The organism is Ruegeria sp. BHSC029 (genome assembly GCF_059613085.1).
The window spans coordinates 357,180-380,180 of record NZ_JBXWRU010000006.1 but is presented as its reverse complement, the minus strand read 5'-3'; the positions used below and the strand labels follow the sequence as shown (position 1 = coordinate 380,180).

Below are 23,001 nucleotides of genomic sequence, written 5' to 3'. Positions count from 1 at the left end.
AGCACTTCGGTTTCAGGCAACGGACCGGCCCGCATGACGCGGGCCGTCAGCGTTCAGACCTGACGCACCGCGCCTTTTGCAGCGCTGGTGGCCAGCTTGGCATAGGCCTTCAGTGCTGTGGACACCTTGCGCTTGCGCGGTGCAGCGGGAACCCAGCCTTTTTCGTCCTGGACTTCCCGGCGGGCTGCCAGCTCTTCGTCGGACACGGCCAGGTGGATCGAGCGGTTTGGGATGTCGATTTCGATCGTGTCCCCGTTCTGCACCAGACCGATCTCACCGCCTTCGGCCGCCTCGGGCGAGACGTGCCCGATCGACAGACCCGAAGTGCCGCCCGAGAAGCGACCGTCGGTCAGCAGCGCGCAGGCTTTGCCCAGACCTTTGGATTTCAGGTACGAGGTCGGGTACAGCATCTCTTGCATACCAGGCCCGCCGCGTGGGCCTTCATACCGGATCACGACCACGTCGCCTTCCTTGACCTTGCCAGTCAGGATGTCGTTCACCGCCTGGTCCTGACTTTCGCAGACATAGGCGGTGCCGGTGAATTTCAGGATGTTCTCATCCACACCTGCGGTCTTCACGATGCAGCCGTCGCGCGCGATGTTGCCGAACAGAACGGCCAGACCGCCATCCTGACTGAACGCATGGTCCTTGGATCGGATCACGCCGTTTGCCCGGTCGGTGTCCAGTTCCTTGTAGCGGTTCGACTGGCTGAACGCCTGGGTCGTGCGCACGCCACCGGGGGCGGCCTTGAACAGATCTTGCGCTTTGGGGTTGTTGGTCACCGTGATGTCCCAGTTGGCGATGGCCTCGGCCATGCTGGCCGAATGCACCGTGCAGCAGTCGTCATGCAGCAGACCGGCGCGGCTCAGCTCGCCCAGGATCGAGAAGATGCCACCCGCGCGATGCACATCCTCCATGTGGACGTTTTCGGTGTTGGGCGCGACCTTGCACAGGCAGGGCACCTTGCGGCTCAGCCGATCCATGTCGGACATGGTGAAATCCACCCCGCCCTCATGCGCGATGGCCAGCAGGTGCAGCACCGTGTTGGTCGAGCCGCCCATGGCGATGTCCAGGCTCATGGCGTTTTCGAAGGCCTCGAAGGTCGCGATCTCGCGCGGGAGGAAGCCTTTTTCGTTCAGCTCATAGTGGCGCTTGGTGATTTCGACGATGCGGCGGCCGGCCTCCAGGAACAGCTCCTTGCGGTCGGCATGGGTGGCTAGCGTCGAGCCATTGCCCGGCAGCGCCAGACCCAGCGCCTCGGCCAGGCAGTTCATCGAGTTCGCGGTGAACATGCCCGAGCACGATCCGCAGGTGGGGCAGGCGTTTTCTTCGATATGTTTGACCTGCTCGTCGGTGTATTTGTCATCGGCGGCGGCGACCATGGCATCGACCAGGTCGATCTTCTTCACATCCAGATCGGCGATGTCGATCTTGCCGGCCTCCATCGGCCCGCCCGAGACGAAGATGGCCGGGATGTTCAGGCGCATCGCTGCCATCAGCATGCCCGGGGTGATCTTGTCGCAGTTCGAGATGCAGACCATCGCATCGGCGCAGTGTGCGTTGACCATGTATTCGACGCTGTCGGCGATGATCTCGCGCGAGGGCAGCGAATACAGCATCCCGTCATGGCCCATGGCGATGCCGTCATCCACGGCGATGGTATTGAACTCTTTGGCCACACCGCCGGCGGCCTCGACCTCGCGGGCGACCATCTGACCCAGATCCTTGAGGTGGACGTGCCCCGGCACGAATTGCGTGAACGAGTTGACGATGGCGATGATCGGTTTGCCGAAATCGTCGTCGCCCATCCCGGTGGCGCGCCACAGGCCGCGGGCACCGGCCATGTTGCGGCCATGGGTCGAAGTTCTGGATCGGTACATTGGCATGATGCTGTTTCCCTTTTGCCCGGTTGCAAAACCAGTGTTGCGTGCGTTATAGCGCACGTAGCACATGTGCGTTATAACGCACAAGGTAAATCGCGGGACTTGGCCATGGACTCGGACGACATCACCCTGAAACTCAGAGACGTCCGGGCGGCATCGGGGCTGAGCCTGGCCAAAGCGGCCGAGTTGACCGGAGTCAGCAAGGCCATGCTGGGCCAGATCGAGCGCGGCGAATCAAGCCCCACCATCGCGACGCTGTGGAAGATCGCCAAGGGGTTCCAGATGCCGCTGAGCGCGCTGATCGGCACCAGCGCCCTGCGCGATCCGGCGGATGCGGCCCGGTTCCGCACCGTGACCTTTCCGGGCAGTCTGAAGGTCAAGATCGTCTTTCCTTTCGACCCGGTTCTGGGGGCCGAGACCTTTCACGTCGAACTGGACCGCAACCAATGCCACGAATCCCCCGCCCATGCCGCCGGCGTAACCGAGGAAGTCTTTGTGCTGAGCGGCGCGCTCGAGGTGCTGCGGAACGGCGAATGGGTGCCGCTGAGCGCGGGCCAGGGGTTGCGCTTTCCGGCCGACCTGCCGCATGGCTATCGCGCCGGGCCCGAGGGCGCGGCGTTTCTGAACATGCATCACTACGGACATCGGCCCGCCACCGCCGCGGCCGGTTGATACGGCAGAAGGAGATGACCCTATGACGGACTTACTGAACGCCCTGACGTTGGCCGATGGCATCGGGTCCTTCGGGGCGCTGATCGTGGTCGCGGCTTATTTCGCCACCCAGATGCGGATGATGAATTCCGACGATCTGGCCTTTCCGGTGGTCAACCTGGTGGGGTCGGTTCTGATCGTCTATTCGCTGCTGCAGAACTTCAACCTGGCCTCGATGCTGATCGAAAGTTTCTGGATCGCCATCAGCGTGATCGGCATCATCCAGCATTTCCGCCTGCGACGGGCGCGATAGGGCCGCAGGGACCCGATCCAGCCTTGAACCCGCACCTTTGCGCGTATAGGGAAATCCCTGCGCGTAAAGGGGAGGCTTTGATGCTGGACGATCCAAAAACCCTGGTTTCCACCGAGTGGCTTGCCGCCCACCTCAAGGACCCGGATCTGAGGATCCTCGATGCCTCGTGGTACCTGCCGCAGCAGGGGCGCGACGCCCGCGCCGAATACGAGGCCGGACATATTCCCGGCGCGCGGTTCTTCGACATCGACGAGATCTCGGACCACCGTTCGGACCTGCCGCACATGGCGCCTCCGGTCGAGAAATTCATGTCGCGCCTGCGGGCCATGGGCGTGGGCGACGGTCATCAGGTCGTGGTCTATGACGGCGCGGGCCTGTTCTCGGCGGCGCGTGTCTGGTGGCTGTTCCGCCTGATGGGGCAAGAGAACATCGCCGTTCTGGACGGCGGCCTGCCCAAATGGGTTGCCGAAGGGCGCGAGATCGAGGATCTGCCCCCCGTCATCCGCGACCGCCACATGACCGTGCGCGTGCAGAACCACCTGGTCCGCGACGTGACCCAGGTCTCAGCCGCCGCCAAGCTGGCCGATCACGAAATCATCGATGCCCGCGCCGCCGACCGTTTTGCCGGATCGCAGCCCGAACCGCGCGAGGGGCTGCGGGCGGGGCACATCCCCGGTTCGCGCAACGTGCCCTTCGGACAGTTGCTGAGTGCCGATGGCACCATGAAATCGCCCGAGGACTGCCGCGCGGTGTTCGAAGCCGCAGGCGTCGATCTGTCGAAACCCGCCATCACCACCTGCGGGTCAGGCGTGACCGCCGCGATCCTCAGCCTTGCGCTCGAGCGCATGGGCAAGAAAGACCATTCGCTTTATGACGGCAGCTGGGCCGAATGGGGCGCCTTCCCGACCCTGCCCGTCGCAACCGGAGACTCCTGATGTTTGAAAACCTCAAGTCGCAGCCAGCCGACAAGATCCTGGCCCTGATGCAGATGTATCGCGAGGACCCGCGCGAGCAGAAGATTGATCTGGGTGTCGGCGTCTACAAAGACGCCAATGGGGTGACCCCAGTGATGCGGGCGGTCAAGGCCGCCGAGCAGCGGATCTGGGAAGAGCAGGACTCAAAGGCCTATACCGGGCTGGCCGGTGATCCGGTCTATGCCGATGCGATGATCAGCCTGATCCTCGGCACCAGCGTGCCGCGCGCCAACATCGCCGCCGTGGCCACCCCGGGCGGCACCGGTGCCTGCCGGCAAGCGTTCGAGCTGATCCGCATGGCCAACCCCTCGGCCCGGGTGTTCGTGTCGAACCCGACCTGGCCGAACCACATCTCGATCCTGAACTATCTGGGCATCGAAACCGTCGCCTACCGCTATTTCGACGAGGAAACCCGTGGCGTCGATTTCGACGGCATGATCGAGGACCTCAAGACTGCCAAGGCGGGCGACGTCGTGTTGCTGCACGGCTGCTGCCACAACCCGACCGGCGCCAACCTGAACATGGTCCAGTGGCAAGAGGTGGTGAACCTGATCAACGACCGTGGTCTAGTGGCGATGATTGACATCGCCTATCAGGGCTTCGGCGACGGTCTGAGCGAGGATGCCCAGGCGACCCGGCTTGTCGCTGCGTCGGTCAAGGAATGCCTGATCGCGGCGTCCTGTTCGAAGAATTTCGGTGTCTACCGCGAGCGGACCGGCCTGCTGATGGCCGTCAGTGCCGATGCGGGCCAGACCGCGTTGAACCAGGGCACGCTGGCGTTTCTGAACCGCCAGAACTACTCGTTCCCGCCGGATCACGGCGCGCGCGTGGTGACCGCGATCCTGATGGATGAGGGTCTGCGCGCCGACTGGATGGCCGAATTGGAAGAGGTGCGCCTGTCGATGCTCGGCTTGCGCCGCCAACTGGCGGACGAACTGCAGCGGCTGAGCGGATCGGACCGGTTCGGCTTCCTGGCCCAGCATCGCGGCATGTTCTCGCGCTTGGGCGCCGCGCCCGAGCTGGTCGAGAAGCTGCGGGTCGAGCACGGCATCTACATGGTCGGCGACAGCCGCATGAACATCGCCGGGTTGAACGAGGCCACCGTGCCGATCCTGGCCAAGGCCATCATCGACGTCGGCGTCTGAGGTAAGGCATTTCAAAAAAGAAACCCGGGCACGAATGCCCGGGTTTTTTGTTTGGATTGAAGGGAGCTCAGCCCTTCGAGAACTCGGGATAGGCTTCCATGCCCAGCTCGCCCATGTCGAGGCCGTTGATCTCTTCTTCCTCGCCAACCCGCAGGCCGACAGTGGCCTTGAGGATCGAGAACAGGATGTAGCTGACCACGAAGACGAAGATCCCGATGGCCGCAAAGCCGATGATCTGGGTCACGAAGGACGCGTCGCCGTTGGTCCAGGCCACGATGAAGGTGCCCCAGAAGCCTGCGATCAGGTGAACCGGGATGGCGCCGACCACGTCGTCGATCTTCATCTTGTCCAGCAGCGGCACGGTGTAGACCACGATCACGCCACCGATGCCGCCGATGATCAGTGCCTGGAATAGCGAGGGTGCCAGCGGTTCGGCGGTGATCGAGACCAGCCCGGCCAGCGCACCGTTCAGCACCATGGTCAGGTCGACCTTGCCGTACATCACCTGGGTCAGGATCAGGGCAGCTACTGCGCCGGCGGCAGCGGCCATGTTGGTGTTGGCGAAGATGCGGCTGATGTCAGCCATGTCGCCGATCGTGCCCATGGCCAACTGCGAGCCGCCATTGAAGCCGAACCAGCCCAGCCACAGGATGAACGTACCCAGGGTGGCAAGCGCCAGGTTCGAGCCGGGGATCGGAACGACCTTGCCGTCCTTGCTGTATTTGCCGATCCGGGGGCCCAGCACGATGGCTCCGGCCAGCGCGGCAAAGCCACCTGCCGCATGCACCAGGGTCGAGCCCGCGAAATCGCTGAAGCCCATTTCGGACAGCCAGCCGCCGCCCCACTGCCACGAGGCTTCGATCGGGTAGATGACACCGGTCAGGACGATCACGAAGATGAAGAAGGGCCACAGCTTGACCCGCTCGGCCATGGTGCCCGACACGATCGAGGCCGTGGTGGCGCAGAACATCAACTGGAAGAAGAAGTCCGAACCGACCGACGCATAGGAAAGATCGGTTTCGACACCATCAAGGCCGACCGGTTCCAGCGAGGTGGGCGAGAAGGCGCCCAGAATGCCGGTTATGGTCCAGCCGTCGCCCGGATACATCAGGTTGAAGCCGACCAGCCAGTACATGATGGCGGCAAAGGAAAACAGGCCGATGTTCTTGACCAACTGCATGGCCACGTTCTTGGAGCGCACCAGACCGGCCTCGAGCATTGCAAAACCCGCGGCCATCCAGAACACTAGGAAGCCGCCCATCAGGAACAGCAGCGAAGTCAGGATGTATTGCGTATGCTGCGCGGTTTCGCCGGATGCGGCGGCCTCCTGCGCCAGGCCCATCTGCGGCAGCGCGACGATCGCGGCGGCTGGGATGAGGGATTTCATCAGGTTCATGTTCAGTCCTCGAATGATTGTCGGTCGCGGCGCCTTACAGCGCCTCTTCGTTGAGTTCCCCGGTCCGCACGCGCAGGGCCTGCTCGACATCGAGGACAAAAATCTTGCCGTCGCCGATCTTGCCGGTCTTGGCGGTTTTGGTGATGGTCTCGACGATCTGGTCGGTCATCGCGGCGGGCACCACGATTTCCAGCTTGATCTTGGGCACGAAGTTCACCGCGTATTCGGCGCCCCGATAGATTTCGGTGTGACCGGATTGCGAGCCGAAGCCCTTGATCTCGGTCACCATCATGCCGCGCACGCCCGCCTCGGTCAGTGCCTCGCGCACCTCCTCGAGCTTGAACGGCTTGATTGTCGCAATGATCAGTTTCACGTCTTTCCCCTCTTCTGTTCCGGTGGGTCCGGCTTTGCACCTGCAGAAAAAGAGCCCGACATGGCCGCGCAAGGAACGATTTCGGCAAAAAGACGCTGGGGAAGAGGGGTAAAGTTGCACATTTTTTGCACAAAAACGGCAAAGTGATTAAAAAATACGCAAGTGTGAGAGGGGAATTCGCGCTATTTCACACCTCTACATGGGCGCGACAGCGCGGTATGGTGCCACAAAAGCAAAAACGGGCAGAGTTTGAGCATGACTGAGTCCAAGCGTCGAAAACCGCTGGTGGCGGACAAACGGTATCCGTCCGGAGGCCGCAAGACCTCGTCTGCCAAGCGGACGGCGAAACCGGCGGGCAAGAAGGCGACGGCGCGCAAGACCACGACCCGAAAGACCAGCCGCAAGCCCTGGGGCAAACGTTCGGGAGGCGGGCAGGGCGGCTTCTTTCGCCGGCTGTTCCGCTGGATAGGGCGCCTGATCTGGGGGCTGACCTGGCGGGTGGGTGCGATAGCCGCTCTGCTGCTGGCGCTTGCCGTTGGGGTTGTGTACTCCACCCTGCCCGAGGTCGATGCCCTGCTGGACGGGCGCGCGCGCGGGTCGGTCACGCTGCTGGACCGGGACGGCAAGGTCTTTGCCTGGCGCGGGGATCAGTTCGGCGGCGTTATCACCACCGACACCGTGTCGCCGCATCTGAAGAATGCGGTTGTCGCGACCGAGGACAAGCGCTTTTACCGTCACTTCGGCGTAAGTCCGCGCGGTATTGCCAGTGCGGTGAAAATCAACCTGTCCGAGGGGCGTGGCCCACTGTCGGGGCATGGCGGTTCGACCATCACCCAGCAGACGGCCAAGCTGCTGTGTCTGGGCGTCCCGTACGACCCGACCGAGTGGGAATCGGAAGCGGCGTACGAGGCCGATTGCCGCCAGGGGTCGCTGTGGCGCAAGGCCAAGGAAGCGATCTACGCGATGGCGATGGAGGTCAAATACTCCAAGGACGAGATCCTTACCATCTATCTGAACCGGGCGTTTCTGGGGGCCGGGGCCCGCGGGTTCGAGGCGGCCAGCCAGCGCTATTTCGGCAAGTCCGCCGCCGAGGTGGACCCGGCCGAGGCGGCGATGCTGGCGGGGCTGCTGGTGGCGCCCACGCGTTATGCGCCCACTAACAACCTGCAACGCTCGCAGGACCGGGCCAAGGTGGTCATCAGCCTGATGGAGGATCAGGGTTACCTGACCACGTCACAGGCAACCGCGGCGCGCAACAACCCGGCCGAGTTGTCCGAGGCCGCCGCCGCCCGTGCTGGCGGGTATTTTGCCGACTGGGTCATGGCCAGCGGCCCCGAGTTCTTTACCCGCAACACCACCGAGGACGTGGTGATCAAGACCACGCTGGACCAGCGGATCCAGCAGGCGGCCGAGGCGGCGCTGAAACAGGTGTTCGACGAAAAGGTCAGCGAAGGCTCGAAAGCGCAGGCCGCGATCGTGGTGATGTCGGCCGATGGTGCGGTCCGGGCCATGGTGGGTGGACGCAAGACCAAGGTGTCGGGCGCGTTCAACCGCGCGACGCAGGCGCTGCGCCAGACCGGGTCCTCGTTCAAACCCTTCGTCTATGCCACCGCGCTGGAACTGGGTTATTCGCCGCTGGCCACGGTGGTGGACGAGCCCTATTGCATCGACATCCCGGGGTCCGGCCAGTGGTGCCCAAAGAATTACACCAACAAGTTCTACGGTCGCGTGACCCTCGCGGATGCGCTCAAGAACTCGCTGAACATCCCGGCCGTCAAGGTGGCCGAGGTTGCTGGGCTGGACAATGTGCGCACCGTTGCCAGCGGGTTCGGCATCGAAAGCGATCTGGCGGCGGGCCCTGCGCTGGCGCTGGGCGCCTCGGAAAGCACGCTGATCGAAATGACTGGCGCCTATGCCGGTATCCTGAATGGTGGCTCGTCCGTGGAACCATACGGCCTGACCGAGTTGAAACTGCTGGGTGACGATGCCCCGATGATGGTGACGACGACCGGGATCGGCGAGCGGGTGATCCGCGACGAAGCTGCCAAGCAACTGACCTGGATGATGGAACGCGTGGTATCCGAGGGAACTGGACAACGCGCCAAGTTGCCGGGATGGCAGGTTGCAGGCAAAACAGGCACGACCCAGGCCGCCCGGGATGCGTGGTTCATCGGCTTTACCGCAGACTATGTGGCCGGTGTCTGGATGGGCTATGACGACAACACACCGTTGTCGGGCGTGACCGGCGGTGGGCTGCCAGCCGAGATTTGGAAGGAAACCATGGTGCGGGTTACCGAAGGTATGACTCCGACCCCTCTGCCGATGTTGGCTCCGGCCGCTCCGGTCCAGACGACTCAGCAATCCCAGCCACGCCGCAGGCAGCAGGGTGGCTTTGCCAAGGCCGTCGACAGTCTGTTGAAGGATCTCTTTGGCGGCAACTAGACCGCAGATGATCAGACGGGCGGCGCTGGGCGCCGCCCGGATCGGTCGTTACAGGCTGGCGTCCAGTGCGGCGACGATCGCATCGCCCATTTCGCTGGTCGAAACCGGCTGAACGCCTTCTTCGGCCAGCAGATCAGCCGTGCGGACACCATCGGCCAGAACCTTTTCGACCGCGGCTTCCAGACGATCGGCCTCGGAGCCTTGGTCAAAGCTGTAGCGCAGCGCCATCGCAAAGCTGAGGATACAGGCGATCGGGTTGGCCTTGCCCTGACCGGCGATGTCGGGGGCCGAGCCGTGGACGGGTTCATACAGCGCCTTGGGTCGGCCATTGGCCATCGGCGCGCCCAGCGAGGCCGAGGGCAGCATGCCCAGCGAGCCGGTCAGCATCGCCGCGCAGTCCGACAGGATATCGCCGAACAGGTTGTCGGTCAGGATCACGTCGAACTGCTTGGGTGCGCGCACCAGCTGCATGGCGCCGTTGTCGGCATACATGTGGCTCAGCTCGACCTCGGGATAGTCCTGGCCCACGCGGGTCACCACCTCGCGCCACAGGATGCCCGATTCCATCACGTTGGCCTTCTCCATCGAGCACAGCTTCTTGTTGCGGCGCATTGCCAGTTCAAAGGCCGAGCGCGCGGCGCGTTCGATCTCAGATTCGGTGTAGCGCTGGGTGTTGATGCCCACGCGCTCGTTGCCTTCCTCGAAGATTCCGCGCGGCTCGCCGAAATAGACGCCCGAAGTCAGTTCGCGGACGATCATGATGTCGAGACCGGCAACCACGTCCTTTTTCAACGACGAGAAATCGGCCAGCGCGTCAAAGCACTGGGCCGGGCGCAGGTTCGAGTACAGGTCCATCTCCTTGCGCAGGCGCAGCAGGCCGCGCTCGGGCTTCACGCTGAAATCCAGATCGTCGTATTTCGGGCCGCCCACGGCGCCCAGCAGAACCGCGTCGACCTCTTGCGCCTTGGCCATCGTCTCGTCCGACAGGGGCTTGCCGTGCACGTCATAGGCGGCACCGCCGACCAGATCCTCGCTCACGTCGAATTCAAGGCCGCGCTTGGCGCCGAACCAGCCGATAATCTTGCGCACTTCGGCCATGACTTCGGGGCCAATTCCGTCTCCGGGCAGGATGAGGAGCGAGGGGTTGGACATGAACGGTCTCCTTGCGTTTTTCAGCATCGGGCCTAGCGTTTGCGGTGCATCTGGTCAATGAGGCGTTCTGGTCAAAATGCGCGGAATCAGGGCCGTACAGCGCGAAAAACGCCGCTGAACATGCGCCGGTCACCCGATCTGGGTCACAGGCTGGCTTTCAGCCCTTCTGCCAGCAGGTCCCAGACCCGGCGAATGCGCGGTGTCTGCCGCATGGCCTGCGGCGCAGCCAGCCAGACCGGCAGAACCGGGATGTCCACATCCAGCGGCAGAATTTCGACCGCAGGATCAGCCTCGGCCACTTGAACCTGGCTGAAACCGATGCCGCAACCCGCACGGATCAACTCCCAATAGGCGCTTTGAAGATCGCAACGGGTGGCAAAGTTTTCCTTGCTGGCAGGCCAACCCTTGGCCTGCATTTTCGAGATGATCAGGTTGTTGGAGTCGAAACCCACCAGGTCATGCTGAAACAACTCTTCGGGGGTGGTTGGCCGACCGGCGCGGTCCAGATACGACCGGGCTGCGCAGAAACACAACGGTACGTCGCCCAGATGCCGGGTCACGATATCGACCTGCTCGGGGCGATACATGCGAACTGCGATATCAGCTTCGCGGAACAGCAGGTTTTCGCTGGTGTCGGTGGCGACCAGTTCCAGCTGGATTGAAGGTTCTTGCCTGCGGATGTCCGCCAGAATGGACGGCAGGATATGGTGCGATGCGAAGACCGAGGCGGTGATGCGGACCGTACCGCCCAGCTGTTGCGACTGCCCGGCGGCGGCCAGGCTCAGCTGGCGCATGGCCGTGTGCATCTGTTGCGCCATCGGCAGCAATTGCTGGCCGGCTGCGCTGAGCTTGAGGCCTCGCGCATGGCGATCGAACAGCGACACGCCCAAATCCGTCTCGAGCGCCTGCACCTGGCGACCAAGCGTCGGCTGACTGCGCCCCAGTTCCCGCGCAGCCGCCGACAACGATCCCGTTTCCGCAACTGCCAGAAAGCTCTGCACCAAAGACCAATCAGAAAGTGCCAAGGTTTTATCCATGCGCAGATGAATACATGCTCTGCGTTTTTCGGCAATTCCCAAAGGTGAGTGAATGGATATCTTTTGTTCAACCGCCAGGGCTGACAGGAGGTTGTGATGACGGGAAAGGTGCTGATCCTGGGATCTTCGGGGCGTTTTGGCCGCAATGCCGCAGACGCGTTTCAAGCGGCCGGATGGACGGTGCGGGGATTTGACCGCGCGAGGGATGATCTGTCCACCGCAGCCCGGGGTGCGGATGTCATCGTGAATGGCTGGAACCCGCCATACACCGAGTGGGCGCGGCAGGTGCCGGATTTGCACGCTCAGGTCATCGGTGCGGCGAAGGCAACCGGGGCGACCGTGATCGTGCCCGGGAACGTCTATGTTTTCGGGGCCGACACGCCCGGGCCGTGGGCGGCAGATACGCCGCATCTTGCAACCAACCCTCTGGGCCAGATTCGGATCCGTATGGAGGAGGCCTATCGGTCGTCGGGTGTGCGCACCGTGATCCTGCGCGCCGGGGATTTCCTTGACACGCAAGCCTCCGGCAATTGGTTCGACCAGATCATGATCAAGCCCCTGGCCAAAGGACGTTTCGTCTATCCCGGTGACCCTGACATTGCCCATGCCTGGGCCTACCTGCCGGATCTGGCCCGCGCTGCGGTTCAGTTGGCCGAGATGCGGCATGACTTGCCGCGCTATTGCGACATTCCTTTTGCCGGATACACGTTGACCGGCCGCCAATTGGCACAGGCCTTGTCGGAAGTGACCGGGGCTCCGGTGCGCCTGAAGCAGATGAACTGGTGGCCAATTGTTCTGGCCCAGCCGTTCTGGAAACTGGCCCCGCATCTGCTTGAGATGCGCTATCTGTGGGACACGCCGCACCGCTTGGATGGCTCGTTCTTCGACTCGTTGATCAGCGATTTCGCATCCACGCCGCTGCACGAGGCATTGAAAACCGCTGTGTCTGACCTGTCGCATGATAGCCCGCGAACCACAGACGTGGATCGAGTTCAGGGCCTGTCATAGGCCCGGCGGCATGTCAGGGTGTGACAAGTCAACCCAAATCAGGCGATGTCGGCTGGCCTTGCGGGCCGCGGCAAGGGGCGCGCCTTTGGCGTCAGTCCAGCGGATGCCGGCGTTTTCAACCACCCAGTCGACCGATGGCAGCAGATAGTCAACACGCCGTTCACCCACCGCCTTCCAGACCACCGTTACAGCCGAGCCTGCGCCATCCACGGGTCGCGGATCCTGCAGGCTGGGGTGCTGTAACAGATCGCGGATGGCTTCATTGCGCCCCTCGCCCAGGTTCGGGTCAAGATTGGCGTCACCGGCAATGATGAAACGACTTTTCGGGGCTGGACCCAGCCCGCCGTCAAGCAACACCGACCACAGCCGGATCTCATCGCGATTGCGCAATCCGTTGCGATCCTCAGGCCCGTCGAAGACAGGAGGGGTGGCGTGAAAGGTCATCAGGTTCAGGCGGCCTTGAGGTGTCTCCACCGGCACGATCCAATGGGCGGTCGACGACAGGCGCTGAACAGCGTGGGCTTGTTCGGACGGGAAAGGCAACCCGCCAAGGGTGGGTAGCGTCGCGCCGGGCAGGTCCTTCCAAAGCAGCGCTGAAAGGTCACGAACCTCATCCTTTGCGATCGGATAACGGGACAGCACGGCCAGCCCGCCATTTCCGGTGAAACGGCCCCATCCCTGGGCGTCTCCGGGTCCGCCCCGTTCTCCGTCTCCGTCCAGATCAAGCGACGTCATCAGCCCCGAGTTGGGCTGACCAGCGAAGAGATGCGGGTAATCCAGCCCTGCCGCGCGCAACCGATCAGCCAGAGCGGACAGGGCCAGGTTGTTATGGTCCCAGTCGATGCCTTGCAGGGCCAGAACATCGGGGGCAGCGGTAGTCAGAACGTCAATCACGGCCTGCACCTGGGGATCATCGCGCCGAATATCACGCAGCAGCAGGCCCGGACCTTTCCGGCCTAGCTCAGCATTGAAGCTGGCAACGCGCACTGGCTCTGCCTGCGCCGCAAACGGCAGCAACAGCAGAACAAGAATACGGATCATGCGGTTTGGGTCGTCTCGGTGGTCGAGTAGGCGCGGCGTTTTTCCACGATCAGCCCGGCAATGCGCAGGGTTGCCATCCCGCGCATGATCATGCTGGCCGGCAGGAAAGCCCACGCGCTCATGGTCCAGATCAACGTCTGCGGATTGGACAACGACAGCGGATCAATGAAATCCGTGAGCAGCTTGATCAGGGCCGGAATCAGGAACGGTAGCAGAACGCCGACCGAGATGTTCAACCGACCGTCGCGCTGCAGGCGAGTCACCACGTCTCCACCCTTGGTGGGGTCGAACAGGGGCAGGTTGGTCCAGACATTGAATGCCCCATTGCCAGTGGGCCATCCACGCAGTTTGACCGCATAGGCAAAGCTGGCGATCGTGACCAAAGCGGCGACATAGGCGACACTTGCCGTGATGCGTACCAACTCGACCAGGGGTTGGCTCGCGTCAGCAGGCAGCATCAACACCACCAGGCGGACAGGTGAATAGGGGAAGTCCACGACATTCGCGACGGCCAGGCCGACCGAATACACGGTGCTGGTCAGTTCCGTCGGCGCATAGGCGTTCTTGCAGATCAAGGTCAGGAACGAGATCATCGACATCAGGCCGACAAAGCGCAGTCTGTTCACGGGCGGCGCATCGCGGAATTCAATAAAGCTGGGAAAGGCCGAGTTGTATTCGGCGAAGGTCAGGATGAATGCGAGGATTGCCAGAAAGACAACGATCTCGGTCCCGTTGGACGTTGATGCGGGCAGATACAATGCGGGTGTCAGCACCAGAAGTGCCACCAACAATCCCCGTATCGCAGCCCCTGTTGTGCGAGCAATCACTATCCGAACCCTTTCCAAACCGGACCAGTCGATTCTTCGCCGACTTGGTTCCAACTTGATGCCCGCCAATCTCGATATTTGGCGGATGCCCCTTTAGCGCCATCATTGGCGATAAGCGGCATTTCGCTCAAGCCGAGGTGCAGAAAACACGTGATTTCGGGCAAAAAGATGGCGAAACTGGTGCGGCTTTGCATCATTCACGTCGCAAATTCGACGTGTAATGGAAATGGTTCTCTACATGTTGTGGTTGCTTTGACTTTAACCCCAAGAATGCGAACGGGGCCGCCTTGGCGACCCCGTCAGGTTGAGTATCCACAGGTTCATCCCCAGAATCACACCCAAGGGCGCGCCTGTCCGGCATGGGATTCGAACGTGTCGATGTGATGATCTTTTTCCATCGTCAGGCCGATATCGTCCAGACCGTTCAACAGGCAATGCTTGCGGTGCGGGTCGATATCAAACTCGATCACGACGCCGTCAGAGGTGACGATCTGCTGATCTTCCAGATGCACGGTCATACGTGCGTTCTCGCCCTTGTGGGCATCCTCCATCAGAATGACGTGGTGGTGTTCTTCGACGACGATGGGCAGGATGCCGTTCTTGAAGCAGTTGTTGAAGAAGATGTCGGCGAAGCTGGTCGAGATGACCACCTTGATACCGAAATCCTTGATCGCCCAAGGCGCGTGTTCCCGAGATGAGCCGCACCCGAAGTTGTCGCCGGCCACCAGAATCTCGGCGTTGCGATAAGCGGGTTTGTTCAGGACGAATTCTTCGTTCTCGCGTCCGTCATCGTGATAGCGCATCTCGTCGAACAGGACGACGCCGAGGCCGGACCGTTTGATCGTTTTCAGATGCACCTTGGGAATGATCATATCGGTATCGATATTGATCAGGGGCATGGGGGCTGCCACACCGTGGACTTTTTCAAACTTTTCCATGTTCACACTCCTGCGGGAGAGGTCAGGCCCCATGCCCCGCGTTTCAAGCTTGTTGAGCTTCTGTAGTTTCGTCTTTGGGCGCGTTCTTGACGAAGAACGCCGCGAAGATCAGGCCGAAGCCGTTAAAGAGCATCTCGATGCCCAGAAGGATACCCAGCAAGCTGAGCGCGAGGCCGACCGAGGCGTTGGCAAAGATATATCCGGCCAAAACCAGCGACAGCGCCCCTGAAATGAGAGTCGGCCAGAAGAACTGTGTTCCGCGCATCTGGAACGACAAGAAAATCCGCGCGATCCCGCCTGCTGCGAAAAGGATCATGACGACAGTTGCCAGCGTCAAAATCCCCTCGAGCGGGTTTTTCAGGAACGACCAGCCGAGGAACACCATGATCAGGCCCATGATAATCGCCAGGATCTTGTGCCCCATGCCTTCGACGGTGAATCCACCAATAACCTGAACGCCCCCGCCAATCAGAAGCATGAAGCCAGCCAGCGTGGTAATCGCGAAAGACGCCACCACGGGCGCGCCCAGAACGATAACCCCGAACACGACGGACAACACGCCCAGTAATAGCAGTTTCAGCCAATCACTCATTTCAGTCTCTCCCTCAAAAATATAGTAATGAGGGCAGCTTACATCAACTCACGCACGTCTGTCAGCTTTCCCGTGATTGCCGCCGCGGCAGCCATTGCCGGGCTCAGAAGATGGGTTCGTCCGCCGCGGCCCTGACGGCCCTCGAAATTGCGGTTCGAGGTGGCGGCGCAACGCTCGCCCGGGGTCAGCTGGTCGGGGTTCATGGCCAGGCACATCGAACAACCCGCAAGGCGCCATTCGAACCCGGCCTGCTTGAAGATTTCGGCGATGCCTTCCTCTTCGGCCTGCGCGCGAACAAGGCCCGAGCCGGGCACGACCATGGCGCGGATGCCGTCCTTGATCTTTTTGCCCTTCAGTATCTCGGCAGCGGCGCGCAGGTCCTCGATCCGGCCGTTGGTGCAGGAGCCGATGAAGACCGTGTCGATCTCGATGTCGCTCAGTTTCTGGCCCGGCTTGAGCCCCATGTATTCGATCGAGCGGCGCGCGGCCTCGACCTTGCCGCCCTCGAAATCCTCGGGGTTGGGCACGGTCGCGGTGATCGGCAGAACGTCTTCGGGGCTGGTGCCCCAGGTAACCACGGGGGCGATTTCTTCGCCGCGGATGGTGACGACCTTGTCCCAATGGGCGTCGTCATCGGAATAGAGCGTCTTCCACCAGGCCAGGGCGGCCTCCCACTGCGCGCCTTTGGGAGCGTGCGGGCGGCCCTTGACGTATTCGAAGGTCTTTTCGTCCGGCGCGATCAGGCCGGCGCGGGCGCCGCCCTCGATGGCCATGTTGCAGACGGTCATGCGGCCTTCCATCGACAGGTCGCGGATCGCTTCGCCGCAATATTCGATCACATAGCCGGTGCCGCCGGCGGTACCGGTTTCGCCGATCACGGCCAGAGTGATGTCCTTGGCGGTCACGCCCGGCTGCAGTTTGCCGGTGATCTCGACCTTCATGTTCTTGGACTTTTTCTGGATCAGAGTCTGGGTGGCCAGAACATGCTCGACCTCGGAGGTGCCGATGCCGTGGGCCAGCGCGCCGAACGCGCCGTGGGTGGCGGTGTGGCTGTCGCCGCAGACCACGGTCATGCCCGGCAGGGTCCAGCCCTGTTCGGGGCCGACGATGTGGACGATGCCCTGACGGATATCATTCACCGGGTAGTAGTGAATGCCGAATTCGCGGGCGTTCTTGTCCAGTGCTTCGACCTGGATGCGCGATTCGGGGTTCTCGATTCCGTTCACGCGGTCGGGCGTGGTGGGCACGTTGTGGTCCGGCACGGCGATGGTCTTTTCCGGCGCGCGCACCTTGCGGCCCGCCATGCGCAGGCCTTCGAAGGCCTGCGGGCTGGTCACTTCGTGCACCAGGTGGCGGTCGATATAAAGCAGGCAGGTGCCATCGTCGGCTTCGTGCACGACATGGGCATCCCAGATCTTGTCATAGAGTGTTTTGGGGGACATCGGTCCTCTCCCGTCTGTATTGAGAAATGCTGGCGAGTGGCTGGGCGCCGATTATAGGCGGGCCAGAACCGTGCGGGCGGCCCCGAAGAACCGTTCACGCAGGCGCGCGCGGTCTTGCAGGTTGGGAGCAGGGGCCTGATGGAATCTCATGCGATCCAGATATATCGCGCCCCCTCGTCAATCAAGGCTCAATCCGCGTCCCACGACAGGTCGGTGGGCCTTGCAAGCCGCCACATTGCTGTTCAATCTGGCGGCAGGAGACGCGCATGGACAATGATTTGATCCCAAGTTCGATTTCAGAACTGTTCGACAACATGGCCGAGGCCTTTCTGTTGCAGCTTGGGAACCTGGTCGAGTTGATCGTGACTCCGGGGTGGCGGCAGTATCAGATCGCCATCATCCTGGGGCTGGTGGCGCTGTCCTTCCTTTTGACACTGCTGACAAAAGGCCGGTGGGAAGCCTGGGCACGGGCGCGCAGTGGATGGCCCAAATGGCGGTTGCGGGTTCTGGTTCAGCTGATGCAGCGGTTGACGCTGGTCTACTTTGTCGTGCTGGCCTGGGGCGTCTATCTGGTGATGCAGCAGGTCACCTGGCCATCGCGCAGTTACATCATCGGTGTTCTGGCAACGCTGGCAACCGCGTGGCTTGCGATCGCGCTGATTTCGCGACTGGTCCGCAACCGGACGATTCGGCGCATCTTCCGCTGGTCGATGTGGATCTACGCCACGCTGGTCGCGCTGAGTCTGACCGATGACGTCGCCGAGTTCCTGGACGGCGTGGCGATTTCGATCGGCAGCCTTCACATCTCGGTATTGGGGATTCTCAAGGCCATTCTGCTGATCGGCACGTTGTTGGTGCTGGCGCGGCTCGGCACCCGGGCGGCGGAACGCGGGCTGAAAAGCAATGACGACATCTCGCCCTCGATGCAGGTGCTGCTGGCCAAGGGGATCCAGGTGGCGCTGTACGGGCTGGTCTTTCTGGTCGGGATCCGGACGCTGGGATTCGACCTGACCGGGATCGCGCTGTTGTCCGGTGCGGTTGGCGTGGGCATCGGCTTCGGCCTGCAGAAGGTCGTGTCGAACCTGATCTCGGGGATCATCATCCTGATGGACCGGTCGATCAAGCCGGGCGACGTGATCTCGCTGGGCGATACGTTCGGTTGGATCAACGCGCTGGGCGCCCGCTACGTCTCGGTCGTTACCCGCGACGGGCGCGAATACCTGATCCCGAACGAGGATCTGATTACCGGGCAGGTGGTGAACTGGTCCCATTCCGACGAGTTCGTCCGCCTCGATCTGACTTTCGGCACCAGCTACGGCGACGACCCGCACAAGGTGCGCGGGTCCGCCGTGCGAACGGTGAAATCAGTCAAACGCGTTCTGAGCGGCGGCAAGCACGAACCGGTCTGCCACATCACCGGGTTCGGCGACAGCAGCGTCGATTACGTGCTGCGGTTCTGGATCCGCGATCCGACGGCCGGCCTGACCAACATTCGCGGCAATGTCTATCTGGCGCTGTGGGATGCATTCCAGGCCGAGGGCATCTCGATCCCCTTCCCGCAGCGCGAAGTGCGCCTGCTGGGGCAGGGTGCCACCGACACCGCTGTGCCACATCTGGACACGGATTGATCAACCCCGTGCTATCAACGGTTGCCGTTCATTGAAATGTTGCAATTGCCTTGCTACCTTAATAGTACCCCGGCGCCGGGGTTACACGGCGCTTTAGCAAGGAGGACCATGTCCTGTCTCTACACACACAGGCGGGTTTGCCCGCCGATGAAGGGGCCGCTGTGATGGCCCGCTCTCAGTCAATCAGCGACAAGCTGCTTGAACGCATCCTTTCCTCACTTTCCGATGACAAGGCCGAAGATGTTGTGCAGATCAACCTGCAGGGCAAGTCTTCGGTGGCCGACTACATGGTCATCGCTTCGGGCCGGTCGACGCGTCAGGTGTCGGCGATGGCGGAAAAGCTGACGGATCGCATCAAGCAGGAATTCGGTTTCACCTCGAAGGTCGAAGGCAAGGATGCCGGCGATTGGGTGCTGATCGATACGGGCGATGTGATCGTCCATATCTTCCGCCCCGAAGTGCGCGAATTCTACCAGCTGGAAAAGATGTGGCTGCCTCAGGGCGGCAGCGCCTCGGCGAACTGAGGCGCCATCCCGGCCCGTATTGAAGGGCCGGCGGCGAGAGCGACATGCGTATCAGCATTTGTGCGGTCGGGCGATTGCGTGCCGGACCGGAGAAGACCCTGCTTGACGACTATCTGACCCGTTTCGACCGGACCGGCCGCGGCCTGGGCTTGGGGCCTGCGCGCGTGATCGAGGTCGAAGACAAGAAAAACGCCGGTATGGGCGCCGAGGCCGCGTTGCTGCGCAAGGCGCTGCCCGCTGGCGCGGTGATCTGCACATTGGACGAGCGGGGAAAGGTGATGTCTTCCCCCGATTTCGCGCGGAAGCTGGCCGGGTGGCGAGACATGGGCCGGCAGGATCTGGCCTTTGTCATCGGTGGCGCCGACGGGATCGACCCGGCGCTGCGGGCCGAGGCCGATTTTTCGATTTCTTTCGGCGCCATGGTCTGGCCGCATATGCTTGTCCGGGTGATGCTGTCGGAACAACTCTATCGTGCCGCGACGATCCTGTCGGGCGGCCCGTATCATCGGGCCTGACCACTGTGGCCCGTCTACTGATCGTCTATCATTCGCGCACCGGCGGCAGCCGGCAGATGGCCGATGCGGCCGCACAGGCGGCCAGCGCCGAGGCCGAGGTCAGCCTGAAACCCGCCGAGCAGGCGGGACCCGACGATTTGCTGGCGGCCGACGGATACATCTTTTGCGCGCCCGAGAACCTCGCGGCGCTGTCAGGCGTCATAAAGGACTTTTTCGACCGCTGCTACTATCCGGTTCTGGGCCGGATCGAGGGGCGGCCCTATGCGCAGATGATCTGCGCCGGGTCCGACGGTCAGAACGCGGCGCGGCAACTGGCGCGCATCGCCACCGGTTGGCGCCTGAAAGAGGTGCAGCCGCCCCGCATCGTCTGCACTCACGCCCAGACGCCCGAGGCGATACTGGCGGAAAAGACCATCCCCGAGGATGAACTGGACAAATGCCGCGAGATCGGCGCGGCACTGGGTGCCGGGCTGTCGCTTGGCGTGTTCTGACGATCAGTCCAGCGTCACAAGCGTGGTGTCTGCGTTCCAGCCGTCGACACTGCAACGGGCCTGGACCTGGACCTGGTTCGCGCCTTCGGGGATCGCGACCCCGCCCAGCGACCGGGTAAAGGGCTGCTCGGTCTCGTGCGGGTGGTGCAGCACCCGCATCCCCAGCTCGGTCCCGTCCATCGCCAGAACGCGCCAGCCATCAGCATAGTGGTCCCACCCGGTATCGGGATGGCGGATGGTCACGTCGAATCGCCAGGTTTCGCCCGTGCGCGTCGCGGTGACATTTTCGACCGTCGGCGGGTCGGCGAGGGCCGGGGCGGCCAGAAACAGGCAGGGGATCAGGTGTCGCATTGCGCCAGTCTAGGATCTGATCGGGCGGGGCGCGATCACGTCTGCGTGTCCGGCGGCAGGCTCAGCAGGATCGCGCGGGAATGCGAGGCAAACTCGCGCCGATAAAGAACCCCCAATGTCAGAAGCGTGCCGATGATCAAAGTGATCGGGCCCAGGATCCAGGCCAGCGAGGCCAGCGCGAAATAGGTGGCGCGCAGGGCACGGTTGAAGCTGCGCGCGGCGGTCACGCAGATCTCGGCCGCCTGCGCCGCGCGGGGATAGGCCTGCGGATCCTCGGGCTCGTTGGGCACCGCCGCCATCAGCACCGCGCAGTAGCCGAACAGCCGGTGCGCCCAAACGTATTTCAGAAAGGCATTCGACAGAAACAGCAGCACGATCAGGATCTTGACCTCCCACACCATGGCCGGTGCGCTGCCGATGGCCAGATCCTTGGCGACGCCCGACAGCCGCTCGGTATTGCCCAGAAGGGCCAGCCCGCCCCCGATGGCGATCATCGTGGTCGAGGCAAAAAACGTACTGCCCTGACGCATCGTGCCCACGACCTGGGCGTCGAACATGCGGGGCTGACGGGTCACCATTTCGCGCATCCAGCAGCGGCGGAATTCGTCCATCATCACCGCGACCGAGCGCTTGCCGGGCGCGGGGTTCTCGATCCGCCATCCGATCCATTGCCAGGCGATCAGCAACAGCAGGACGGCGGCGTAGTCCAGGGGCGAAAACAGCAGGGCGCGTTCGGTCAATGTCATGGCGCGACAGTACGTCCGACGAAGGCAACTTGCCAGATGCAGAAATTGGTAATATTATTTTACCAAACTGGAGGATCCGCCATGGACATGCCACAGCCCAACCCCGACGTTTTGGCCCGCAAGGCCAGCGTTCTTGCCCGTCTGCGGCAGGTTCTTCCCGAAGATGCCGTCATTGCCGATCCGTCCGAAACCCGCGCCTATGAGTGCGACGCCCTGACCGCCTACAAATGCGCGCCGATGATCGCGGTTCTGCCGTCTTCGACGCAGGAGGTCTCGGACATTCTGCGAATCTGCCACGACGAAGGCGTGCCGGTCGTGCCGCGCGGGGCCGGGACCTCGCTGGCTGGTGGGGCGCTGCCCACCGCCGATTGCGTGATCCTGGGCGTGGCCCGCATGAACGAGGTGCTCGAGGTTGACTATGACAACCGCTTCATCCGTGTGCAGACCGGCCGCACCAATTTGAGCGTCACCGGCGCGGTCGAAGAGCAGGATTTCTTCTATGCGCCCGATCCGTCGTCGCAGCTGGCCTGCGCCATCGCGGGCAATATCGCGATGAACTCGGGCGGCGCGCATTGCCTGAAATACGGCGTGACCACCAACAACCTGCTGGGCGTGACGATGGTGCTGATGGATGGCCGCGTGGTCGAGATCGGCGGCGCGCATCTGGATTCCGGCGGGCTGGACCTGTTGGGCGTGGTCTGCGGCTCGGAAGGGCAGCTGGGGGTCGTCACCGAGGCGACGCTGCGCATCCTGCGCAAGCCCGAGGGCGCGCGCCCGGTCCTGATGGGTTTTGATGACAATGCGGTGGCGGGCGAATGCGTCTCGGACATCATCAAATCCGGCATCCTGCCCGTGGCGATCGAGTTCATGGACCGGCTGTGCATCGAGGCCTGCGAGAATTTTGCCCATGCCGGCTATCCGAATTGCGAGGCGCTGCTGATTGTCGAGGTCGAAGGCTCGGACGCCGAGATCGACAGCCAGTTGGCCAAGATCGTCGAGATCGCCAAACGACACAACCCGGTCGAGCTGCGCGAAAGCCAGTCGGCCGAGGAAAGCGCCCGCATCTGGCTGGGCCGGAAATCGGCCTTTGGCGCGATGGGGCAGATCAACGACTATATGTGTCTGGACGGCACGATTCCGGTGTCGGCCCTGCCGGACGTGCTGCGCCGCATCGGTGAATTGAGCAAGGAATTCGGCCTGCCCGTGGGCAACGTGTTCCACGCCGGCGACGGCAACATGCACCCGCTGATCCTGTTCGATGCGAACAAGCCCGGCGATCTGGAAAAGTGCGAGGCCTTCGGGGCCGAGATCCTGAAACTGTGCGTCGATGCCGGCGGCTGCCTGACCGGCGAGCATGGGGTGGGCATCGAAAAACGCGACCTGATGCATCATCAATACGCGCCTCAGGACCTTGAGGCGCAGATGGCCGTCAAGGACGTGTTCGACCCGAAATGGCTGCTGAACCCCGCCAAGGTGTTCCCGCTGGACGCCAGTGCGGCCCGGCGCGTCGTGCCGATGGCGGCGGAATGACT

At 62.7% G+C, this 23,001-nt stretch carries 23 protein-coding genes; 11 read left to right on the top strand and 12 right to left on the bottom strand.

The annotated features are described in order from the left end of the window. Positions 1 to 53: 53 nt before the first annotated feature. Entirely contained in the window at positions 54 to 1,886 is a 1,833-nt protein-coding gene (gene ilvD, locus AC2FML_RS16895) for a dihydroxy-acid dehydratase (protein WP_170342535.1), read from the bottom strand. Positions 1,887 to 1,991: 105 nt separating this feature from the next. Here ilvD and AC2FML_RS16890 point away from each other — a divergent pair, with 105 nt between their 5' ends. From AC2FML_RS16890 to AC2FML_RS16875, 4 genes are all read left to right on the top strand, one after another. Beyond that, on the top strand, positions 1,992 to 2,555 hold the full coding sequence (locus tag AC2FML_RS16890; RefSeq protein WP_170436370.1) for a helix-turn-helix domain-containing protein: 564 nt from the start codon (positions 1,992 to 1,994) through the stop codon (positions 2,553 to 2,555). Positions 2,556 to 2,577: 22 nt separating this feature from the next. Next, on the top strand, positions 2,578 to 2,847 hold the full coding sequence (locus tag AC2FML_RS16885; protein WP_496783920.1) for a CBU_0592 family membrane protein: 270 nt from the start codon (positions 2,578 to 2,580) through the stop codon (positions 2,845 to 2,847). Between the two features lie 80 nt (positions 2,848 to 2,927). Then, positions 2,928 to 3,782, top strand: a complete 855-nt coding sequence (sseA, locus tag AC2FML_RS16880) for a 3-mercaptopyruvate sulfurtransferase (RefSeq protein WP_170372517.1) — start codon at positions 2,928 to 2,930, stop codon at positions 3,780 to 3,782. Next, positions 3,782 to 4,966: an amino acid aminotransferase gene (locus tag AC2FML_RS16875; RefSeq protein WP_496783919.1), complete on the top strand. Its 1,185-nt coding sequence runs from the start codon at positions 3,782 to 3,784 to the stop codon at positions 4,964 to 4,966. The genes sseA and AC2FML_RS16875 overlap by 1 nt, the downstream gene beginning before the upstream one ends. A gap of 67 nt (positions 4,967 to 5,033) precedes the next feature. Here the strand turns inward: AC2FML_RS16875 and AC2FML_RS16870 are convergent, their stop codons facing one another. Next, positions 5,034 to 6,362, bottom strand: coding sequence for an ammonium transporter (locus AC2FML_RS16870; RefSeq protein ID WP_170359834.1), 1,329 nt, complete (start codon positions 6,360 to 6,362; stop codon positions 5,034 to 5,036). 34 nt (positions 6,363 to 6,396) lie between these two features. After that, positions 6,397 to 6,735, bottom strand: a complete 339-nt coding sequence (locus tag AC2FML_RS16865) for a P-II family nitrogen regulator (protein ID WP_093963790.1) — start codon at positions 6,733 to 6,735, stop codon at positions 6,397 to 6,399. 255 nt (positions 6,736 to 6,990) lie between these two features. Between AC2FML_RS16865 and AC2FML_RS16860 the strand changes: the two genes are divergently transcribed. After that, positions 6,991 to 9,177 (top strand): transglycosylase domain-containing protein, encoded by a 2,187-nt coding sequence (locus tag AC2FML_RS16860; RefSeq protein WP_496783918.1) that lies wholly within the window; start codon positions 6,991 to 6,993, stop codon positions 9,175 to 9,177. A 48-nt stretch (positions 9,178 to 9,225) separates the two neighbouring features. Here the strand turns inward: AC2FML_RS16860 and leuB are convergent, their stop codons facing one another. Together leuB and AC2FML_RS16850 are read right to left on the bottom strand one after the other, a co-directional pair. After that, positions 9,226 to 10,329 carry a 3-isopropylmalate dehydrogenase gene (gene leuB / locus AC2FML_RS16855; protein ID WP_496783917.1) on the bottom strand — a complete coding sequence of 368 codons (1,104 nt, stop codon included), beginning with the start codon at positions 10,327 to 10,329 and terminating at the stop codon, positions 9,226 to 9,228. A 143-nt stretch (positions 10,330 to 10,472) separates the two neighbouring features. Continuing rightward, complete coding sequence (locus AC2FML_RS16850) at positions 10,473 to 11,366, bottom strand: LysR family transcriptional regulator (protein ID WP_170461234.1); 894 nt, start codon at positions 11,364 to 11,366, stop codon at positions 10,473 to 10,475. Positions 11,367 to 11,462: 96 nt separating this feature from the next. Here AC2FML_RS16850 and AC2FML_RS16845 point away from each other — a divergent pair, with 96 nt between their 5' ends. Continuing rightward, complete coding sequence (locus AC2FML_RS16845) at positions 11,463 to 12,374, top strand: Rossmann-fold NAD(P)-binding domain-containing protein (RefSeq protein ID WP_496783916.1); 912 nt, start codon at positions 11,463 to 11,465, stop codon at positions 12,372 to 12,374. On the opposite strand, the gene AC2FML_RS16840 is transcribed toward AC2FML_RS16845, so the two are convergent. The 5 genes from AC2FML_RS16840 to leuC all read right to left on the bottom strand — a co-directional run bounded on the left by AC2FML_RS16840 (position 12,369) and on the right by leuC (position 17,214). Continuing rightward, positions 12,369 to 13,415 carry an endonuclease/exonuclease/phosphatase family protein gene (locus tag AC2FML_RS16840; RefSeq protein ID WP_496783915.1) on the bottom strand — a complete coding sequence of 349 codons (1,047 nt, stop codon included), beginning with the start codon at positions 13,413 to 13,415 and terminating at the stop codon, positions 12,369 to 12,371. The genes AC2FML_RS16845 and AC2FML_RS16840 overlap by 6 nt on opposite strands. Beyond that, positions 13,412 to 14,242 carry a hypothetical protein gene (locus AC2FML_RS16835; RefSeq protein ID WP_170359843.1) on the bottom strand — a complete coding sequence of 277 codons (831 nt, stop codon included), beginning with the start codon at positions 14,240 to 14,242 and terminating at the stop codon, positions 13,412 to 13,414. Before AC2FML_RS16835 ends, AC2FML_RS16840 begins: the two co-directional genes overlap by 4 nt. 332 nt (positions 14,243 to 14,574) lie before the next feature. After that, positions 14,575 to 15,180, bottom strand: a complete 606-nt coding sequence (gene leuD / locus AC2FML_RS16830; RefSeq protein ID WP_170343177.1) for a 3-isopropylmalate dehydratase small subunit — start codon at positions 15,178 to 15,180, stop codon at positions 14,575 to 14,577. 43 nt (positions 15,181 to 15,223) lie between these two features. Continuing rightward, positions 15,224 to 15,772: an HdeD family acid-resistance protein gene (locus AC2FML_RS16825; protein ID WP_496783914.1), complete on the bottom strand. Its 549-nt coding sequence runs from the start codon at positions 15,770 to 15,772 to the stop codon at positions 15,224 to 15,226. A gap of 38 nt (positions 15,773 to 15,810) precedes the next feature. After that, on the bottom strand, positions 15,811 to 17,214 hold the full coding sequence (gene leuC / locus AC2FML_RS16820; RefSeq protein ID WP_170373252.1) for a 3-isopropylmalate dehydratase large subunit: 1,404 nt from the start codon (positions 17,212 to 17,214) through the stop codon (positions 15,811 to 15,813). Between the two features lie 266 nt (positions 17,215 to 17,480). On the opposite strand from leuC, the gene AC2FML_RS16815 reads away from it, so the two are divergent. From AC2FML_RS16815 to AC2FML_RS16800, 4 genes are all read left to right on the top strand, one after another. Beyond that, entirely contained in the window at positions 17,481 to 18,842 is a 1,362-nt protein-coding gene (locus tag AC2FML_RS16815) for a mechanosensitive ion channel family protein (protein WP_496783913.1), read from the top strand. Positions 18,843 to 19,006: 164 nt separating this feature from the next. Beyond that, entirely contained in the window at positions 19,007 to 19,366 is a 360-nt protein-coding gene (rsfS, locus tag AC2FML_RS16810; protein WP_093963679.1) for a ribosome silencing factor, read from the top strand. Positions 19,367 to 19,410: 44 nt separating this feature from the next. Beyond that, positions 19,411 to 19,881 (top strand): 23S rRNA (pseudouridine(1915)-N(3))-methyltransferase RlmH, encoded by a 471-nt coding sequence (rlmH, locus tag AC2FML_RS16805; protein ID WP_170359847.1) that lies wholly within the window; start codon positions 19,411 to 19,413, stop codon positions 19,879 to 19,881. 5 nt (positions 19,882 to 19,886) lie between these two features. Continuing rightward, complete coding sequence (locus tag AC2FML_RS16800) at positions 19,887 to 20,372, top strand: flavodoxin family protein (protein ID WP_170445207.1); 486 nt, start codon at positions 19,887 to 19,889, stop codon at positions 20,370 to 20,372. 3 nt (positions 20,373 to 20,375) lie between these two features. On the opposite strand, the gene AC2FML_RS16795 is transcribed toward AC2FML_RS16800, so the two are convergent. Further along, positions 20,376 to 20,723: a hypothetical protein gene (locus AC2FML_RS16795; protein ID WP_149775950.1), complete on the bottom strand. Its 348-nt coding sequence runs from the start codon at positions 20,721 to 20,723 to the stop codon at positions 20,376 to 20,378. Between the two features lie 35 nt (positions 20,724 to 20,758). After that, positions 20,759 to 21,469: a DUF599 domain-containing protein gene (locus AC2FML_RS16790; protein ID WP_170421054.1), complete on the bottom strand. Its 711-nt coding sequence runs from the start codon at positions 21,467 to 21,469 to the stop codon at positions 20,759 to 20,761. An 81-nt stretch (positions 21,470 to 21,550) separates the two neighbouring features. On the opposite strand from AC2FML_RS16790, the gene AC2FML_RS16785 reads away from it, so the two are divergent. Next, the gene (locus AC2FML_RS16785) at positions 21,551 to 22,999 is read left to right on the top strand and encodes an FAD-linked oxidase C-terminal domain-containing protein (RefSeq protein WP_496734964.1); all 1,449 of its coding nucleotides are present in this window, start codon (positions 21,551 to 21,553) and stop codon (positions 22,997 to 22,999) included. Positions 23,000 to 23,001: the final 2 nt, after the last annotated feature.

Bases quoted from the DNA above. Each gene is read 5' to 3' on its own strand.
- ilvD (WP_170342535.1), bottom strand. From the start codon at position 1,886: ATGCCAATGTACCGATCCAGAACTTCGACCCATGGCCGCAACATGGCC.
- AC2FML_RS16890 (WP_170436370.1), top strand. From the start codon at position 1,992: ATGGACTCGGACGACATCACCCTGAAACTCAGAGACGTCCGGGCGGCA.
- AC2FML_RS16885 (WP_496783920.1), top strand. From the start codon at position 2,578: ATGACGGACTTACTGAACGCCCTGACGTTGGCCGATGGCATCGGGTCC.
- sseA (WP_170372517.1), top strand. From the start codon at position 2,928: ATGCTGGACGATCCAAAAACCCTGGTTTCCACCGAGTGGCTTGCCGCC.
- AC2FML_RS16875 (WP_496783919.1), top strand. From the start codon at position 3,782: ATGTTTGAAAACCTCAAGTCGCAGCCAGCCGACAAGATCCTGGCCCTG.
- AC2FML_RS16870 (WP_170359834.1), bottom strand. From the start codon at position 6,362: ATGAACCTGATGAAATCCCTCATCCCAGCCGCCGCGATCGTCGCGCTG.
- AC2FML_RS16860 (WP_496783918.1), top strand. From the start codon at position 6,991: ATGACTGAGTCCAAGCGTCGAAAACCGCTGGTGGCGGACAAACGGTAT.
- leuB (WP_496783917.1), bottom strand. From the start codon at position 10,329: ATGTCCAACCCCTCGCTCCTCATCCTGCCCGGAGACGGAATTGGCCCC.
- AC2FML_RS16850 (WP_170461234.1), bottom strand. From the start codon at position 11,366: ATGGATAAAACCTTGGCACTTTCTGATTGGTCTTTGGTGCAGAGCTTT.
- AC2FML_RS16845 (WP_496783916.1), top strand. From the start codon at position 11,463: ATGACGGGAAAGGTGCTGATCCTGGGATCTTCGGGGCGTTTTGGCCGC.
- AC2FML_RS16840 (WP_496783915.1), bottom strand. From the start codon at position 13,415: ATGATCCGTATTCTTGTTCTGCTGTTGCTGCCGTTTGCGGCGCAGGCA.
- leuD (WP_170343177.1), bottom strand. From the start codon at position 15,180: ATGGAAAAGTTTGAAAAAGTCCACGGTGTGGCAGCCCCCATGCCCCTG.
- AC2FML_RS16825 (WP_496783914.1), bottom strand. From the start codon at position 15,772: ATGAGTGATTGGCTGAAACTGCTATTACTGGGCGTGTTGTCCGTCGTG.
- leuC (WP_170373252.1), bottom strand. From the start codon at position 17,214: ATGTCCCCCAAAACACTCTATGACAAGATCTGGGATGCCCATGTCGTG.
- AC2FML_RS16815 (WP_496783913.1), top strand. From the start codon at position 17,481: ATGGACAATGATTTGATCCCAAGTTCGATTTCAGAACTGTTCGACAAC.
- rsfS (WP_093963679.1), top strand. From the start codon at position 19,007: ATGGCCCGCTCTCAGTCAATCAGCGACAAGCTGCTTGAACGCATCCTT.
- rlmH (WP_170359847.1), top strand. From the start codon at position 19,411: ATGCGTATCAGCATTTGTGCGGTCGGGCGATTGCGTGCCGGACCGGAG.
- AC2FML_RS16795 (WP_149775950.1), bottom strand. From the start codon at position 20,723: ATGCGACACCTGATCCCCTGCCTGTTTCTGGCCGCCCCGGCCCTCGCC.
- AC2FML_RS16790 (WP_170421054.1), bottom strand. From the start codon at position 21,469: ATGACATTGACCGAACGCGCCCTGCTGTTTTCGCCCCTGGACTACGCC.
- AC2FML_RS16785 (WP_496734964.1), top strand. From the start codon at position 21,551: ATGGACATGCCACAGCCCAACCCCGACGTTTTGGCCCGCAAGGCCAGC.